This window comes from Frankia sp. BMG5.60 (assembly GCF_059428125.1).
Window position 1 is genome coordinate 4,438,954 of the sequence record NZ_CM182091.1, and the last position, 15,322, is coordinate 4,454,275.

The following is a 15,322-nucleotide window of genomic DNA, read 5'->3' on the forward strand; positions in this document are numbered from 1 at the left end:
GAAGGTCACAGCAGGTGGCGACCACCGTCGACGTTGAGCGTCTGGCCGGTGATGAAGGCGGCGTCGTCCGAGGCAAGGAAGAAGATCGGTCCGACCAGGTCCGCGGGAGTTTCGTCGCGGTGGAGCGCACGCGCACTGCGTTGCTCCGCCAGCAGGGCCTCGGGAAGCACCGCGGCGGCCGCCGGGGTGACGGTAAGTCCCGGGGTGATCAGATTGACCGTGATGCCATATCCGCCGAGTTCGCGGGCCAGGACATGGGTCAGGCCCATGACGCCACCCTTGGAGGCCACATAGTGGGACTGCATGGGGGTGCCGCTGAAGACCGAGCCGGACCCGATGTTTACGATGCGACCGTGGCCGCTCGCCTTCATGAGGGGGACGAAGGCCCGGATCATGAGAAAGGTGCCGGTGAGGTTGACGTCGATGACCTGACGCCATTCATCGGCGCTCATCTCCTCGAAGGCGGTCTGCGGAAAATGGCCGGCATTGTTGATCAGAACGTCGACCGTGCCGAAGCTCTGCTGCACGACCTGGGCCAGCGCGGCGACGCTCTCCTCGCTGGAGATGTCCGTGGCGACGGCGTACAGCGACGGGTGCTGTCCACCGGGCGCGCCAGAGTCCCACCGGGCGCGCCAGGTGGCGAGCGCCTCCGACGAGACGTCGGCGGCGACGACGGTGTCGCCATGGGCCAGAAACCGGTCGACAATCTCGGAACCGATGCCGCCGGCGGCGCCGGTGACCACGACGGTGCGTGCTGCGCTCATAGCTCTGCTCCTCTCGAGCCGGATCGTGCCAATATCAGCCACCTTATCAGGTGCCTGACATCTGTCCACACCGCTAGCGTGGCCACGCAAGCACGGGCACGCCGGAGGAACGGAACAGGGAGCACGGTGGCGGAGAACTTCGAGGAGCGATTGCCGTACCTGATGCGGCGGGTGAGCACAGCGCTCGCCCAGCAGGTCGACCGCGCGCTGCGGGAGTTCTCGCTGACCCACACCCAGCTCGGCGCGCTCGCCCAGCTCGGCCTCGTGGACCCCGGGGCACTGTCCGGGGCCACCCTGGGCCAGCGCAACGGGGTCACCGCGCAGTCGATGTCGACGGCGATCGCCGGGCTGCTCGAGCGAGGACTCGTCGACCGCGCGCCGCACCCCACCCACGGGCGGATCCTTCAGGTCCGGATCACCCCGGAGGGCACCGAGCTGCTCGCACGCGCCCAGGCCGCGACCAAGAAGGCCGAGGACCGCACCCTGGCCTTCCTCGACCCCGAGCAGCAGCGCCAGCTACGGCACGTCCTGCGCACGATGATGCAGGCCATGGACCTCTACCTGTACTTCCCCGACGCCGACGAGGACCGCGCCTAGCGGCCCAGTCCCGCGTCAGAGAAGCGATTGAAGATCCTCTATACTCAGGCGCGCGTCCGCAAGTATCTGGCGCAGTGTTCCTTTGGGTATATCTCGTCCTGCGTGGACGGGAAAGACGGCATGCAGCTCAGGCGACGTCGAGCATGATGGTGAACTCGTCGGGAGCGCCGTCGTCTTCGAGAATCATGAGGACGGCCTCATACAGATCCGCCAATGCATCCTCGCGGGTGTCCCCGTTGCCGTTGCACCCGACACGACCGACGTAGGCGTGGGCGCACCAGACACCGTCTTCGTCCTGCTCCACCGTGTAGGGGATGTGCACTGCCCGACCCATGCCAGTCAGGATAACGCGCACCGGTTCCCTGCAGTGGCCGTGCGATCGCCCACTCGATGGGTCCGGTCGCTCTCGCGACCCGTCAGGTCGTCGTGGCGGCGCCGCGGCGGGCGTTGTAGACGACGACGTCGTCCCGGCGACCGTAGTCGGCGAAGACCTTCAGGGCCTGTTCGCGCAGAACGTCGGTGCGCACCGTGATGCCGCGGCGGGCGAACTGGTCCTGCCAGTCGTCGCGCATCGGTCCCTCGTCGAAGCCGGTGAGCTGTTCGACCTCTTCGCCTTCCCCGGCGATGGTCAGCAGTTGGACGCCGGACCACATGACGGCGCCGTAGCACATGACGCAGGGCCGCCAGTTGACGACGAGTTCGACCGGGTTGCCGACGGCGCTGAGGTCCCAGCGCCCGAGCCGGGCCTGGGCGAAGGACAGCGCGACGACCTCGGCGTGCATCGCGGACAGCCCGGTGGCCAGGACGAGGTTGACGCCGGCGGCGTAGATCTCGCCGGTGTCGGGGTCGGCGACGACGGCGGCGAACGGGCCGCCGCAGCCCTCCCGATGGTTGCGTGCCGCGAGCCGGTGCACGAGGTCCATCCGCTGTTCGACGTCGGGGAGCACGGTGCCGACGGTGTGGACCTCGTCGTCCACCCAGGCGGGCAGGGTGACGCCGAGGGCGGCGATCCCGGAGGCGGCAACGGGGCGGGGGGCGTCGGAGTGGGGGGCGGGGGGCGTCGCCGGGTCGGTGGGGCTGGGGCTCATGGCGGGTGGGGCCCTTCTCGGATTCAGGCGGTGAAGAAGTGGCTCAGGCCCATCGCCCGCAGACCGCGCCGGTAGGCGACCGAGCTGCGATCGGCGGGGATGTTGACCTCGATGCGGGGGTCGAGCGGGAGGTTCTCGGGGCGCTGGGCCTCGACGATGGCCCGGTCCTCCTCGAAGATCCGTAGGTTGAAGTCGTAGATCTCCTGGTCGGGCTGGTCGGTGTCGAAGTTCTTCGCGATCGGCGCGAACATCCGGGTCTGGCGGGCCGAGACCGGTGACGCCGCATTCATGATCGCGAGGCGGCCACCGTCGGGAAAGTGCACGACGAGGGTGGCGGTGAACGGCAGGTGGGCGTCGAAGCGCCGGAGCCAGCGGAAGCCGGGCTCGCCGCGTCGGCCGCCGTGGGGGTAGTTGCCGACGGTGCTCCAGTAGTCGGCGGTGAAGCCGTGGGGGGTCGGGGTGGGCGTGTAGTCAGGGACCTCGGTGTCGTTCGGGTCGGCGAAGGTGGCGGTGTGGACGAAGGCGAAGTGCGCGACGTCGAGGAAGCCCTCCACCTGGCGGCCGGCGAACGCGGCGACGTCGAACCCGGGGCAGGTCACTCGTTGGAAGCCGGGGTCGTCCCAGTGCGGCATCCGTGGGATCGGCGGCCCGGGCGGCCCGTCGGAGCCGGGGTCGGAGCTGGGATCGGCGCCGGGGTCGGGGCCGGGGTCGGGGCGTAGGCAGGTCCAGACCAACCCATAGCGTTCGGTGGCGGGGTAGGCGGTCAGGGCCATCCGGGTGGGGATCTTCGCCGTCGGGTGCGCCGGTATCGCGACGCAGGCTCCCGCCTTGCCGAACCGCAGGCCGTGGTAGGCGCAGGCGACGGTCTCGCCGTCCCCCGTGCCCATCGTCAGCGGGACCCCGCGGTGGGGGCAGAGGTCGCGGGCGACGACCACCTCGCCGCCCGCACGGTAGACGACGAGTCGCTCGTCGAGCAGCCGGGCCGCGACCGGTTGGTCGCGGACCTCACGCGACAGCGCGACCGGGTACCAGTGCCGGGCCAGGATCGCCCAGTCGTCCGGGTCGAAGGAACAGTCGGGCGGAACCGTCGCGAGCGCGGTACGGGTGTCGACCACAGGGCGCCTCGGCAGGGTGGGACCGCGCGCCTCGGGGCGTGCGGAGCACGGCGGGGGATCAGCGGGGGATTAGCGGGAGATCGGTGGGGGGATCGGTGGGCTGTCGTCGGACGCCACACGTGTCGGCCCCGGCCGGGGCGGGGTCGCCGCCGGCGGGCCTGGGTGTGGACGTCGTCGGCGTCAGGCGCCGTGCGCGATCCGCCCGCGGGTCCAGGCGTGCCGGTGGACGTGGCGACGCACGTCGACCTGACGGTCCTTCACCATCCGACACACCTCCTTCCGTCCACGGGGCCCTCCGAATGTCCGCCAGCGTTGTTACGGATCGGTGGCGCTCGTCGAACATCCGCGCGTCGACCGGCCGATGACCACATATGACGCTGTGCTCGCTATTATGACGGGCCGCTCGTTCATGGCCCATCAATCGCCGACGTGGGTTGATGGCGTTCCAGGTGCCGTGAGTTGTTGCGGACGGCCGCGATCCGTCGCGCCGCGTCCTGACCCCATGTGCTCCGAGGAGTGAGCGGCATTCCGGAAAACAACGAGGACCGTGTGGGCGCCGAGGAGCCCGATCCGTTCGCCGACCTGGTGCTCGACGAGACCTTCGTCCAGGCCGCGACCAGATATGAACCCCCGGCCAGGACCAGGGCGGCCCTCGCCCGCTTCGGCTCCGCCGACGACGCCACCGCCGGGCGGAGAGTCCGGCCTCGGCGCGCGGCGCGGCCGGGGCGCGGCCGGACGTCGCGGTCGCGGTCGCGGGGCAGCATCGTCGTCGCACTGATCGGCATCCCCCTGCTCGCCTGGACCGCCTATGCCACGCTCGGGCCGACGGACGACGCCCCGCGCACGGCCCTCCCGGCGGTCGATCCAAGCGGGTCCGCCGCTGCCGGCGCCCCCAGCGATTCCGGTTCCGGCGAGGAGCGGGAACCGGAACTTCTTCGCTGGGACTGGAAGTCGCAACGGTGCTATAACTGGGACCAGCCCGACCCCCGGACCAGGGTCGACGAGGTGCCGTGTGCCGGACGGCACCTGTTCGAGGCCGTGGGCGACCTGGACATCGGCCCCGCCTATCCGGCCGGCCAGCGGTACCCGTCCGATCCGGAGTGGGTCGCGATCGCGCAGTACCACTGCGGCCCGCTCATCACTCCGTACCTCGGCTATTCGCTTGATCCGTTCGGCCGATTCGGCGCCGGCACCATCCACCCGCTGCGCGGCGAATGGGAGACCGGCACCCGGCGCATCGTCTGCGGACTCATCGCCCGCTTGCAACACGCCACCCCGCACCGGCTGGCGGAGTTCGAGGGGCCGGTGCGCGGCGCCGAGCAGGCGGCCACCTATCCCGCCGGCGCCTGTTTCCGGGGCGACAGCGACGGCAAGGACGAGGAAGTGCCGTGCACAGAGCCGCACCTCGCGCAAAGCGTGGGAGCGGTCACGCTGGCGGATACTCCGGGCGGAGCGCCGCCGTCGGAGGAACGGTTCAACGAGCTGGCGGCCGCCGCCTGCGCGCCCCTGCTGGCGCCGTATCTGAAGCAACCGCAGTTCGGCGGCGCGGCCGTGCAAAGCGGCTGGCACCTGATCCCCGCCGAGAGCTGGCGCGCCGGCACGCGCACCACGACCTGCACCGTCCGTTTCCACGACGCGGCGGGCAACCCGACCGACGTGATCGGCACTTTCACGCCCGGTGCGGGCACCGGATCGTTCACCGCCGCGACCTGAGGCGACAAGCGGTTGATGCACGAAGGGAGCGGGGCCATGCGGCTGCACGTGGGATGCGCGATGTGGACGCACAAGTCGTGGCAGGGGCGCTTCCTCGCGCATCCGCTTGCGCCGCACGAACGCCTGCGGCACTACGCCGGCTGGTGCAACGCGGTCGAAGGGAACACCACCTTCTATGCGACGCCGACCCGGGACGCCGTGGCCTCGTGGGCGCAGCAGACCGACGCCGACTTCCGCTTCGTGCTCAAGCTGCCGAAGCTCATCACGCACGAGCGCCGGCTCACCGACGTCGACGAGGCCCTGCACGCCTTCCTGGCGGCGATCGAGCCACTCGGCCCACGGACCCATGCGATCTGGATACAGCTACCGGGATCGTTCGCGCCCGCCGACGTCCCCGCGCTCGCCCGCTTCCTGGGCCGGCTCCCCCGGTCCCATCGGTACGCCGTCGAGGTCCGCCATCCCGCGTTCTTCGACGACCCCCGGGCGACGCGCACGCTTGCGGCGGCACTCGCCGTCGCGGCCGCCGAATGGATTCCCTTCGACACCACCGCCCTCTTCCGGAGCCCGCCGACCAGCGACGCCGAACGGGACGCCTGGACCAAGAAGCCGCGCGTGCCGCTGCGATCGGTCGCGCTGACCGACCGGCCGATCGTCCGCTACCTCGGCCGCGACGATTCCGCGCGGACGATCGAGGGCTGGCAGCGTTGGCTCGACGTCGTCGTCGACTGGCTGCGCGAGGGCCGCTCCCCCACCGTCTTCATCCACACCCCGGACAACGCCGACGCCCCGGAACTCGCCCGTCGCTTCCACGACGAGGTACGGGCACGCGTGCCCGCGCTGGCGCCCCTGCCGCAGCCGATACCGACCGAGCCCGCGACCCTCTTCTGACGCGAGTCACCTCCACGGTCGCACGACGCCTTTGTTGCCCGGCCATGAAATACCTAGGCCGGACCACTGCCAGCAGCCCTCGACATTCCCTTTTTCCGCGGACGAGGCCCGATTCTCCGTGCAACGATGCTGATATCGGGTCTGCCGACCGGCAGCAACCGACCAGCATGGGGGATGTTCACATGAGTGGTGTCACGAACCTGACCGTTCTCGTCGATGACGAGCCGGCACCGGATGGCTGGGTCAAGATCGGTAAGGATCTCAACGCCGGCGCGGGGGGCGCCTACCTGTATTTCGCCTACGAGCAGGGTTCCGGGGCGCCTATCACTAACATCATCTTCCTGCTGAGCAAGGACGAGTCGGCGCCGCCGAGCTATCACCGCATCGATGTCGACCTGAACAAGGGCGCGGGCGGCGCCTACATCTACGCCGCCTTCACCCGCGAAGCCCACCTGGGCAGCCCGATCGACGGTCTCGACGTCATTCTCGGCGACAACAGCGGGATCCAGCCGCAGGCGCCGTGGCGACGCATCGACGTGGACCTGAACAAGGGCGCCGGCGGCAAGTACGTCTACCTCGTGTATCGGAACGCCTGAGGATTCATCCCCGCCGTACGACGCCCCTCCCACGCCTGTGGGAAACGAGCGGGGAGGGGTCGCCGCGGGGCTCAGAGGCCGAGGCTGCGTCCGATGATCTCCTTCATGATCTCGTTGGTGCCGGCCCAGATCTTCGTGACCCGGCCGTCCATCCAGGCCTGCGCGGCACGGTATTCGGTCATGTAGCCGTATCCGCCGTGGAGCTGCACGCAGGCGTCCAGGACGGCATTCTGGACGTCCGAGGACCACCATTTCGCCTTCGCCGCGTCGACGGCGGACAGTTGTCCGCGGCTGTGGGCCGCGACGCACGAGTCGACGAACGCCTGGGTGACATCGATCTTCGTGACGAGCTCCGCCAACAGGAACTTGTTGTGCTGAAAGCTGCCGATGGCGGCGCCGAACGCCTTGCGCTCGGCGACGTACTCGAGCGTTTCGCCGAGTATCTGGGTGGCGTGGGCGATGCTGGAGACGGCGACGCTGATGCGTTCCTGCGGCAGCCGCTCCATCATGCGCGGGAATCCGCGGTTGACCTCTCCGATCACCGCGTCTCCCGGCACCCGCATGTCAGTGAAGAAGAGCTCGGCCGTGTCGGATTCCGGCTGGCCGACCTTGTGTAGTTTGCGACCCCGGGAGAACCCCGGGGTGTCCGCCGTGACGCCGAACAGCGTGATGCCGCGGGCGGCCTTCGCCCCGGGATCGGTCCGCGCGGCCAGCACCACGAAATCGGCCGAGTAGCCGTTGGTGATGAAGGTCTTCGACCCGTTGATGATCCAGTCCGAGCCGTCCGGGACCGCGGTCGTCCGCAACGCGGCCAGGTCGGAGCCGGCCGCCGGTTCCGTCATCCCGATCGCGGCGACCATCTCGCCCGAGCAGAACGCGGGCAGCCAGCGCTTCTTCTGCTCCTGGGTGGTCAGGTCCGCCACATACGGCGCGACGATGTCGGTGTGGACGCTGAAGGACGACGCGACCCCAGCGCTGACCTTGGACAGCTCCTCTACCCAGACGGCGTTGAAACGGTAGTCGTGGACGCCGCTGCCGCCGTGCTCGTCGGCGACGCCGAGGCCGAGGAAGCCCGCGCGGCCCGCCTCGTGCCACACCTCCCGGGTGATGACCCGATCCGCGATGAACTGGCTGTAGCCGGGACTGACGAACCGCTCGACGAACGCGCGCACCGACTCCCGGAACAGCTCGTGATCTTCCTCGTAGAGCGTGCGTTCCACGTCCGACCTCCCAGCCGTTCCGGGTTCCGCCCGCCGCGGGCCCGCGGCCACGCGACACCACGGGAACCCCAGACGATTTCCATCTGCGATGATGATAGCTAACCAAGTAATACATCATCATCATGCCTGCCGCACCTGCCACAGGAGAGCGCGGCCATCGGCCCGCCGAGACCTTGGCCTTCACGCGAGACCTTGGCCTTCACATCGGTGTGATGGTTGCAGGATGGCGCGCAGCGGATGCATGCGAGGGCCGCGTCGCCCAGCGCCTACGGCGGAGAGCCGGTCATGACGGAACCGCAGGGCACGTTCGAGCGTTGCTTCGCCGCGGGCACGGACAGTCCGGCCTACGGACGCTGACCGGGCCGGCGGTCACCGCGCAGACCGCGAACTCCGCGGGGTGGCGCGTCGCGGAGATCGGCGCGGCCAACGGCCATGGCAACGCCCGCTCGGTGTTGCTTCAGCCGAGCTCCTCGACCAGCCCGATGATGACGCCCTCGGGGCCGCGGACGTAGCAGTACCGGCAGTAATCCTCGTACTGCGCCACCTCACCCACGAGGTCGGCGCCGTGGGCGCGCAGGCGGTCGAGGACGTCGTCAACGGCGTCGACGACGAACGTCAGGCGAGGGATGCCCGCGGTGTTCAGCGGCGCCCTCGGCGCAGTGCTGGTGGCCACCGGCGAGTGGAACGTCGACAGCTCGACCCGGCCCTGGCCGTCCGGGGTCCGCACGACGGCGATGTCCGCTCGGACGCCTTCCAGCCCGACGAGCTGGTCCACCCATTCACCCTCGACTGCTGTCTCGCCCTCCAGCTCCAGGCCCAGTTCGACGAAGAACGCGATGGCAGCGGCGAGATCCTCAACCACAACGCCGGCGTGATCCATCCGGTGGACCGTCATGATTTCCTCCTGTGTCGCGCGGCCCTCGTGGCCGCTCGTGTCCCTGGGACGGAGCCGGCGCCGCGTTCTCGACACCCGTGGCCGGTCATCACAGCCTCCTCGCCGCCCACTCGCCGGAGGTCACGCCACACGTCCTCGCGGGAGGTACAGTTCCCCCGCCGCCGCCCGTCCCGACAACGTCTCCCTGGTGCGCCCGGTCCCGACGTTAGACAACAGCGCCATCGTCTTCAGCCGCGCCTCGCTCACCGACGGCTGGCACCCCGGCGTCCCGCTGTACTGGTCGCGGCCCAGCGTCATCAACGGCGTCGGTACCTCCGACAGCCCGTTCCTCGCCGCTTTCGAGAGACGCCTGCACCTGTTCTGGAAGGGAGCGGGAGACGACCCGAGGATCTTCCACAGCACACTGTTCTCCGGATCGTCCACCTGGCGTGGTCAGCAGGTCGTCGTCTTCCCACGGATCGAGGCGACCGGCACGACGTACGTCGACGCGCACTGTTCGGCCGGCCCGACGGCGGTCGTCACCCACGACCGGCTCGTCATGGCCTGGCGGACTGATCACGGCACCATCGCGATCGGCGACGTCCGCGCCAACTCCTGGTCAGGGCCGAGAGACCTCATGATCGCGACCGATTCGACGCCCACGGCGGTACGCTGACCGGCATCAAGGCCCACCCCGGTCAGTTTTGTGCTTCGCCTGGTGTCAGATCCACGTGGTGATGAGTTCGTCGGCGACCCACTGGGCGGCACCGGCGGGGTAGGGCGCCGGCAGGCCGAGAACGATGTGCTGGAAGCCGGCGTCGATCGCCTTGCCGACTGCGTCCCGGGTCGTGCCGGGCTGGTCGTAGGAGACCGGCAGGTGGATCGAGCGGGTGATGGCGGCAGGGTCGCGCCCGATCTCGGCGCAGTAGCGGTCCAGCAGCGCGCTGCGGCTGACGACGTCGTCGATGTCGCCGCCCGGGATGTTCCACAGGTCAGCGTGCTCGGCAGCGATGCGCAGCACGGCGGCCGAACGGCCGCCGATGAGGATCGGCGGGTGGGGACGCTGGACAGGCTTCGGATTGCCGAACGCATCGGTGAGACGGTGGTAGGTGCCGTGGAAGTCGAAGGGTTCGGGCTCGGTCCACAACCGCCGGATAACCGTGCACGCCTCGGCGAGGCTGCCCACGGCGTGAGCGGCGTCGTGGAAGGGCAGGCCGTGCGCCTCGTACTCCCGCCGAGCCAAGGGCTGGTCCGGTCGTGAGCCGGCGCCGATGCCGAAGTCGAGACGTCCACCGGAGACGGTGTCGACAGTCGTGGCGATCTTGGCCAGCATCGCGGGTGGGCGGATGCGGTTGCTGGTAACGAGCAGGCCGAGGCGCAGTCGCCGGGTCTGGGCGGCGAGGGCCGCGAGCAGGGTCCACCCTTCGTAGGACGATCCGTCCGGGTCGCCGCCGATCGGCATGAGGTGGTCGAACAGCCACGCGTGCTCGATCTCGGCGATCTCGTCCGCCTCGCGCCAAACCCGCAGGATGTCGTGGTAGCCGATCTGCATGGGGGCGGTCATGATCCCGAAGCTGGGCCGGGGTGTTTGCGGCATGCAGCATCAGTCCTTTCGTTTCGGGCTTTGACCTTCGTCCCAGCGTCAGAGCCGTGCGAGTGCGTCCCGACGGTGGGCCTCACCGAGTGATGCCTTCCTGACGAGCGACTCGGCGCTGAGGGATAATCGCTTGCTGTCAGCGCGTGATGGCGATGTTGAACCGCATCGTCTGCAAGGCCATGTAGGTCGCGAAGAACAACGGCGCGGCGTGCTCGGTGGCTGTCGCACTGGCCACGCCCCCGAGGTCGAGGATGCTCTCCGTGGTCCAGCCCAGGTCGGCCAGCAACCCCTTGACGGCCGCCTTGGCGTCCTGGTTCTCACCGCTGACGAACACCGTTGCCTGCGAGAGCGAGGCCAGCGGGTCAACCATGATCGAGACGTTCATGGTGTTCAGAGACTTGACGACCCGGGCCCGGGGGAAGCGCGCCTGCACCCGCCGGGCGACGCTGTCGTTGGGGTAGGCCAGCGCCATGTCCGGCGTGAAGGCGGCCGACACGTCCAGCACGATCCGATCGGCGAGGACATCCTCGCCGATCCCCTCCAACGTAGAAAGGACAGCAGTGCCAGGGATGGCGATGATGACCAGCTCGGCGCCCTGGACGGCATCCGTCTGACTGACCGACCCGGTGTGGTCCTCGGGGGTACGTGAGCCGTAGGCCACCTCGTGACCGGCGGACGCGAGCCGTGCTCCCAGAGCAGAGCCCACTTTCCCCTTGCCGATGACCGCGATGTGCACAACAGTCTCCTGACAGTTTCGGCCCAAATAATTGGCCGGGATGGCCGCCACAGTCGATGAACCTGTTCGAGACGCGCGGGCGAAGCCGCCTCACCCGGCGGGTGATGACCGCCGTGCACATCACCAGGGCACTACGCCAGCGTCCTCGAAGAACTTGCCGGTCGGGCCGTCGTCGGGCAGGGTCGCGAGTTTGATGGCGATCGCCGCGCCCTGTTCGGGGGTGCGCACGCCGCGGAAGCCGTTGAGGTCGGTCGCGACGAAGCCGGGGCAGCCGGCGTTGATCAGGATGTTCGTACCGCTCAGCTCCCGGGCGTACTGGAGGGTGACGGCGTTCAGGAACGTCTTCGACGGCGCGTACGCCACGGCCACCGGACCCGTCGTCTGCTCACCAGCGGTTCCTGACTGCCGGGTAAGGGAGCCGACACTGCTGGACATGTTCACGATCCGCGGCGAGGCAGAGCGGCGCAGCAGCGGCATCATCGCGTTGGTGACGCGAATGACGCCGATCACGTTGGTCTCCACGACCGTCCGGATGGTGGCCGGATCGACCCGGGTGGGCTCCTGCGGCATACCACCAGTGATGCCGGCGTTGTTGACGAGCACGTCGAGGCGCCCGGCCTGCTCCTCGATCAGCCGTGCGGCGGCGGTCGCGCTCGCGTCGTCGGTCACGTCCAGCGGTACACCGAACGCGTCAACGCCGGCCGCGCGCAGCTTCTCCACCGCGGCCTCCCGGCGCTGATCATCGCGGGCGCCGACGCCGACGCTCCAGCCGAGGGCACCCAGGCCCGCGGCGATCTCGTACCCGATTCCCTTGTTCGCGCCGGTGACCAGCGCAATCGTCGGTTCACTCATAGGGTTAATGCTGACCCGGCCCCGGTGAGGGGTCCAACACCGATCAGGTGGCCAACGATACCGCCCAGGTATCGATCCCGGGATAGCGTGGCTGCGTGGAGACCCGGGAACTGCGATACTTCGTCGCTGTCGCTGAAGAGCTGCACTTCGGGCGCGCCGCACAGCGGCTCGGGATCGCACAGCCGCCTTTGTCACGGGCGATCCAGCAGCTCGAACGCCGGCTCGGGGCAGCACTCCTGGACCGGACCAGCCGCACCGTCACGCTGACCGAGGCCGGCTCGGTGCTGCTGGCCGAGGGCCGGGCGGCCCTCGACGCGGTCGACGCCGCCGACCGCCGGACCCGCCGCGCCGCCCTCGCCGCGACCGGCCGTCCCGGCCTGGTCCTGGCCGCGAAAGCCGGCACGTCCAGCGAACTGTTGGCGAAACTGCTCGACGCCTACGCCGCCGAACCCGGCGCGGTCCCCGTCGACGTCACCCTGTGCGGCCCGGCCGAGCAGGAACGACTCCTGCGCGAGGGCCGGGCCGACGTGGCGCTACTGCACCGGCCGTTCGACTCGACGGCCGGGTTCCACACCGCAGAGCTCAGCACGGAGAGCCAGGTTGTGGTCCTGCCGGCCGGGCATCCGCTCACCGTCCGGGCCCACGTGCACATGGCCGACATCACCGCGCTGCCAGGCCTGCCCCTGCCACGCTGGCCCGACCCCGACGGCGCCTACCCGCCCGGCCCCGGCCCGCAGGTCCGCGACCACGCGCAGTTGCTGCAGCTGATCGCGCTCGGCCGCGCTTGCACGATCACACCAGAGTCGTGCCGAGCCCAACTGCACGGGGACCTCGCCGCCGTGCCCGTGCTGGACGCGCCGACAGTCACCACCGTGATCGCCTGGCCACCGCACAGCCGGTCCAGAGCCGTCGCCGACCTCATCCGGACTGCGACACGTCTCTAGCATCACCGCCCCGGGTACGGGCGGTGATGACCAGCACGCCGTCGACGACCGCGACCGACTCGACGACCACGGGCCTGAGTCGCGCAAGCAGCACGACCAACACCTCGTCGGACACGCCCCAGCACCCCGCCGCACGAGCGCGAAGTCACGCCTCGTCGGCGCCGACGATCACCGGCTACGAAAATCTTGGATGAGCCGATTCAGCACACTCCCAATGGCGAAACTTCAGATGACAACACTCCACCAGTTGAACGGGGCCCCGGCGGTGCGGCCGGGACCTGATCGCGGTGCTTCCCCGCGTCCGTCAGGGCTTTCGATGAGGTGCGGCAGTAGGCGCTAACGCGGCGCTGTCATGGGCGTCGTATCGGCCAAAGCAGCTTGGATCGCGCATGGATCTCGGCGTAAAACTGCTACGCGTGACCATCGGCGGGAAACGAACCAGTCAACAATCTCCGAAGAGGGATCGAACACCCTAGAAGGTGTTTTAGAGTGGTCTGACCGCTGGCCGCGATGCGACGGGGAAGGCGGCGAACCATCGTTCGTATCATGGCCCAGCGTATGAACGTCTCGGAGATGGCGGGTTTTCTTTCATAGTCGCGGGCGAGGCGGCGGTGCGCGGTGATCCACGCGAAGGTGCGCTCGACGACCCAGTGTTTCGGCAGGGCCTCGAAGGTACGTTGCCCGGGGCGTTTCTGGACGATCTCGACGGTGGTTCTCATGACATCGCGTTTCCAGTCCACGAAACGGCCGGCGAAGCCGCCGTCAGCGAAGATGTGCCGGCAGTTCCGGTGCGCAAAGTAGTGATCCACCATGATGCGCCTGCCGCCGTCGCGGTCCTGAACGCTGGCGGGCAGGACGAGCACGGTGAGCAGGAGTCCGAGCGTGTCGGTGACGATGAACCGCTTGCGGCCGTTGACCTTCTTGCCCGCATCGTAGCCGCGGGTCGACGCGTCGACGGTCTGGGCGCCCTTCACCGACTGGGAGTCGATCACCCCGGCGCTCGGCTGCCGGTCCCTGCCCTCCAGTTCCCGGGAGGTGTCCCGTAACGCGTCGTGAACAGCAGAGACAACCCCTCTGTCGTGCCAACGGGCGAAGAACCCGTACACCGTCTCCCACGGCGGGAAGTCCCGCGGCAGCGAACCACGTACATCCCGAATGCGTCACATACAGAATGGCGTTCACAATCTCCCGGCGAGGATGCGCTACCTTCCGGCCGTCCCTCGACACCGGCGGCAGCAACGGTTCCACCAGTGCCCACTCCGCGTCGGACAGATCGGAGGGATACGGGTCAGAACGAGACATGACCCGACCGTCGCGACCCCAGCCCCACCGATCACCCCAACACGCCAGCCCCCCAGCCCGACGACCACACTCAGCATACAAGAATCAAGACCCAAAAGAGTCACTTAGTGAGCGAAAGCCTCGGTACCGAGCACTCGGAGTAGATCGAGGCGGCTGGCGTCCTGGCTGTCCGGCTCGGCGGAGTAGACGATGATTCGGAGAGCGCTGCCGGGGGTTTGTAGAACATCGCTGTCGAGCGTGAGGTGACCGACGTGAGGCTGCTCGATGCGTTTGCGGGCGGTTTGATGTCGGACGGGGCGACCGGCGATCCACCTACTCACGAAGTCGGTGCTGCGGGTGCGAAGTTCGTTTACCAGTTGCCGCACACCAGGGTCGTGAGGATATTCGATGGAGGCTACTCGAAGATCGGCTACCAGGGCATCGCGAAAGGCGTCACGTTCGGACGGGGCCAACGCGACCCGAGACGGAGTGTCGGTGAACTCGTGCCAGATCAGGTTGCGGCTTCGGCCGAGCAAAGCGCCCGGGTCGCCGAGAAGCGCGGCCCACAGGCGGTTCCAGCGCAGCAGCCACCAGTCGACGGAGTAGACGGCGACTGGCCAGTCGTCGAGGCGCTGGAGTAGACGCTCGATTCCGGACGGCATTTCGGTGCTGACCGCGCCTTTCGGTATAGCGAGACCGGCGGCTTGGTGCAGCAAGGCGGCGTCGTCCTCGGCCAGGCGCAGCGCTCGGCACAGCGCCGCGACCACTTGCGGTGAGGGCCGAGCCGCCCTGCCCTGCTCCAGCTGCACCAGATAGTCCACCGAGAGACCGGCTAGCGCGGCGAGTTCCTCGCGGCGCAGTCCCGGCGAGCGCCGGTTCGTTTCGATCGCGCCGACGGACGCTGGACTGGTGCGGTCCCGCCATCCGCGCAGCAGCGACCCGAACTCACTCAACACGGAACCAGTATGGCACTACGGCGGACCGGCTGACTGGTGCTGTCAGTCCCACCCACGAGCCGTACCTTCCTCGGGTGCGGTCGATCCCGACAGACTCACCG

At 69.0% G+C, this 15,322-nt stretch carries 18 protein-coding genes; 6 read left to right on the forward strand and 12 right to left on the reverse strand.

The features are described 5' to 3' along the window. Nucleotides 1-5 precede the first annotated feature (5 nt). A complete protein-coding gene (locus tag AC5R91_RS18220) occupies nucleotides 6-764 on the reverse strand; it encodes an SDR family NAD(P)-dependent oxidoreductase (RefSeq protein WP_495392550.1) in 759 nt (252 codons plus the stop codon). 126 nt (nucleotides 765-890) lie between these two features. Here AC5R91_RS18220 and AC5R91_RS18225 point away from each other — a divergent pair, with 126 nt between their 5' ends. Next, nucleotides 891-1,361, forward strand: coding sequence for a MarR family winged helix-turn-helix transcriptional regulator (locus AC5R91_RS18225; protein ID WP_495392551.1), 471 nt, complete (start codon nucleotides 891-893; stop codon nucleotides 1,359-1,361). A 127-nt stretch (nucleotides 1,362-1,488) separates the two neighbouring features. Here AC5R91_RS18225 and AC5R91_RS18230 read toward each other — a convergent pair whose 3' ends face one another. The 3 genes from AC5R91_RS18230 to AC5R91_RS18240 form a co-directional block, all read right to left on the reverse strand. Continuing rightward, nucleotides 1,489-1,695, reverse strand: coding sequence for a type II toxin-antitoxin system HicB family antitoxin (locus AC5R91_RS18230; protein ID WP_495392552.1), 207 nt, complete (start codon nucleotides 1,693-1,695; stop codon nucleotides 1,489-1,491). Nucleotides 1,696-1,777: 82 nt separating this feature from the next. Continuing rightward, a complete protein-coding gene (locus AC5R91_RS18235) occupies nucleotides 1,778-2,449 on the reverse strand; it encodes a nucleoside deaminase (RefSeq protein ID WP_495392553.1) in 672 nt (223 codons plus the stop codon). A gap of 23 nt (nucleotides 2,450-2,472) precedes the next feature. After that, on the reverse strand, nucleotides 2,473-3,564 hold the full coding sequence (locus AC5R91_RS18240; RefSeq protein ID WP_495392554.1) for a Rieske 2Fe-2S domain-containing protein: 1,092 nt from the start codon (nucleotides 3,562-3,564) through the stop codon (nucleotides 2,473-2,475). 549 nt (nucleotides 3,565-4,113) lie between these two features. On the opposite strand from AC5R91_RS18240, the gene AC5R91_RS18245 reads away from it, so the two are divergent. The 3 genes from AC5R91_RS18245 (at nucleotide 4,114) to AC5R91_RS18255 (ending at nucleotide 6,761) form a co-directional block, all read left to right on the forward strand. Further along, complete coding sequence (locus AC5R91_RS18245; RefSeq protein ID WP_495392555.1) at nucleotides 4,114-5,277, forward strand: septum formation family protein; 1,164 nt, start codon at nucleotides 4,114-4,116, stop codon at nucleotides 5,275-5,277. Between the two features lie 36 nt (nucleotides 5,278-5,313). After that, nucleotides 5,314-6,165 (forward strand): DUF72 domain-containing protein, encoded by an 852-nt coding sequence (locus AC5R91_RS18250; RefSeq protein ID WP_495392556.1) that lies wholly within the window; start codon nucleotides 5,314-5,316, stop codon nucleotides 6,163-6,165. A 182-nt stretch (nucleotides 6,166-6,347) separates the two neighbouring features. Then, nucleotides 6,348-6,761, forward strand: coding sequence for a hypothetical protein (locus AC5R91_RS18255; RefSeq protein ID WP_495392557.1), 414 nt, complete (start codon nucleotides 6,348-6,350; stop codon nucleotides 6,759-6,761). Nucleotides 6,762-6,832: 71 nt separating this feature from the next. On the opposite strand, the gene AC5R91_RS18260 is transcribed toward AC5R91_RS18255, so the two are convergent. Further along, entirely contained in the window at nucleotides 6,833-7,981 is a 1,149-nt protein-coding gene (locus AC5R91_RS18260) for an acyl-CoA dehydrogenase family protein (protein WP_495392558.1), read from the reverse strand. 457 nt (nucleotides 7,982-8,438) lie between these two features. Continuing rightward, entirely contained in the window at nucleotides 8,439-8,876 is a 438-nt protein-coding gene (locus AC5R91_RS18265; protein ID WP_495392559.1) for a VOC family protein, read from the reverse strand. Nucleotides 8,877-9,063: 187 nt separating this feature from the next. Between AC5R91_RS18265 and AC5R91_RS18270 the strand changes: the two genes are divergently transcribed. Beyond that, complete coding sequence (locus AC5R91_RS18270; protein ID WP_495392560.1) at nucleotides 9,064-9,531, forward strand: hypothetical protein; 468 nt, start codon at nucleotides 9,064-9,066, stop codon at nucleotides 9,529-9,531. 45 nt (nucleotides 9,532-9,576) lie between these two features. Here the strand turns inward: AC5R91_RS18270 and AC5R91_RS18275 are convergent, their stop codons facing one another. The 3 genes from AC5R91_RS18275 to AC5R91_RS18285 all read right to left on the reverse strand — a co-directional run bounded on the left by AC5R91_RS18275 (nucleotide 9,577) and on the right by AC5R91_RS18285 (nucleotide 12,040). Beyond that, complete coding sequence (locus tag AC5R91_RS18275) at nucleotides 9,577-10,452, reverse strand: LLM class flavin-dependent oxidoreductase (protein WP_495392561.1); 876 nt, start codon at nucleotides 10,450-10,452, stop codon at nucleotides 9,577-9,579. A gap of 136 nt (nucleotides 10,453-10,588) precedes the next feature. Continuing rightward, nucleotides 10,589-11,188, reverse strand: coding sequence for an NADPH-dependent F420 reductase (locus AC5R91_RS18280; RefSeq protein WP_495392562.1), 600 nt, complete (start codon nucleotides 11,186-11,188; stop codon nucleotides 10,589-10,591). Nucleotides 11,189-11,308: 120 nt separating this feature from the next. Continuing rightward, on the reverse strand, nucleotides 11,309-12,040 hold the full coding sequence (locus tag AC5R91_RS18285; RefSeq protein ID WP_495392563.1) for an SDR family NAD(P)-dependent oxidoreductase: 732 nt from the start codon (nucleotides 12,038-12,040) through the stop codon (nucleotides 11,309-11,311). A gap of 95 nt (nucleotides 12,041-12,135) precedes the next feature. Between AC5R91_RS18285 and AC5R91_RS18290 the strand changes: the two genes are divergently transcribed. Continuing rightward, nucleotides 12,136-12,984, forward strand: a complete 849-nt coding sequence (locus AC5R91_RS18290; protein WP_495392564.1) for a LysR family transcriptional regulator — start codon at nucleotides 12,136-12,138, stop codon at nucleotides 12,982-12,984. Here AC5R91_RS18290 and AC5R91_RS18295 read toward each other — a convergent pair. From AC5R91_RS18295 to AC5R91_RS18305, 3 genes are all read right to left on the reverse strand, one after another. Beyond that, nucleotides 12,959-13,099 (reverse strand): hypothetical protein, encoded by a 141-nt coding sequence (locus tag AC5R91_RS18295; protein ID WP_169317348.1) that lies wholly within the window; start codon nucleotides 13,097-13,099, stop codon nucleotides 12,959-12,961. The two genes, AC5R91_RS18290 and AC5R91_RS18295, sit on opposite strands and share 26 nt — an antisense overlap. A 295-nt stretch (nucleotides 13,100-13,394) precedes the next feature. After that, nucleotides 13,395-14,286, reverse strand: a protein-coding gene (locus tag AC5R91_RS18300; protein ID WP_495392565.1) for an IS5 family transposase whose coding sequence is annotated in 2 segments (ribosomal slippage) — nucleotides 13,395-14,124 and nucleotides 14,123-14,286 — 894 coding nt in all. Because the reading frame shifts where the segments join, the coding sequence is not laid out codon by codon here. A gap of 104 nt (nucleotides 14,287-14,390) precedes the next feature. Continuing rightward, entirely contained in the window at nucleotides 14,391-15,221 is an 831-nt protein-coding gene (locus AC5R91_RS18305; protein WP_495392566.1) for a helix-turn-helix transcriptional regulator, read from the reverse strand. Nucleotides 15,222-15,322: the final 101 nt, after the last annotated feature.

Bases quoted from the DNA above. Each gene is read 5' to 3' on its own strand.
- AC5R91_RS18220 (WP_495392550.1), bottom strand. From the start codon at position 764: ATGAGCGCAGCACGCACCGTCGTGGTCACCGGCGCCGCCGGCGGCATC.
- AC5R91_RS18275 (WP_495392561.1), bottom strand. From the start codon at position 10,452: ATGCCGCAAACACCCCGGCCCAGCTTCGGGATCATGACCGCCCCCATG.
- AC5R91_RS18265 (WP_495392559.1), bottom strand. From the start codon at position 8,876: ATGACGGTCCACCGGATGGATCACGCCGGCGTTGTGGTTGAGGATCTC.
- AC5R91_RS18255 (WP_495392557.1), top strand. From the start codon at position 6,348: ATGAGTGGTGTCACGAACCTGACCGTTCTCGTCGATGACGAGCCGGCA.
- AC5R91_RS18285 (WP_495392563.1), bottom strand. From the start codon at position 12,040: ATGAGTGAACCGACGATTGCGCTGGTCACCGGCGCGAACAAGGGAATC.
- AC5R91_RS18230 (WP_495392552.1), bottom strand. From the start codon at position 1,695: ATGGGTCGGGCAGTGCACATCCCCTACACGGTGGAGCAGGACGAAGAC.
- AC5R91_RS18250 (WP_495392556.1), top strand. From the start codon at position 5,314: ATGCGGCTGCACGTGGGATGCGCGATGTGGACGCACAAGTCGTGGCAG.
- AC5R91_RS18235 (WP_495392553.1), bottom strand. From the start codon at position 2,449: ATGAGCCCCAGCCCCACCGACCCGGCGACGCCCCCCGCCCCCCACTCC.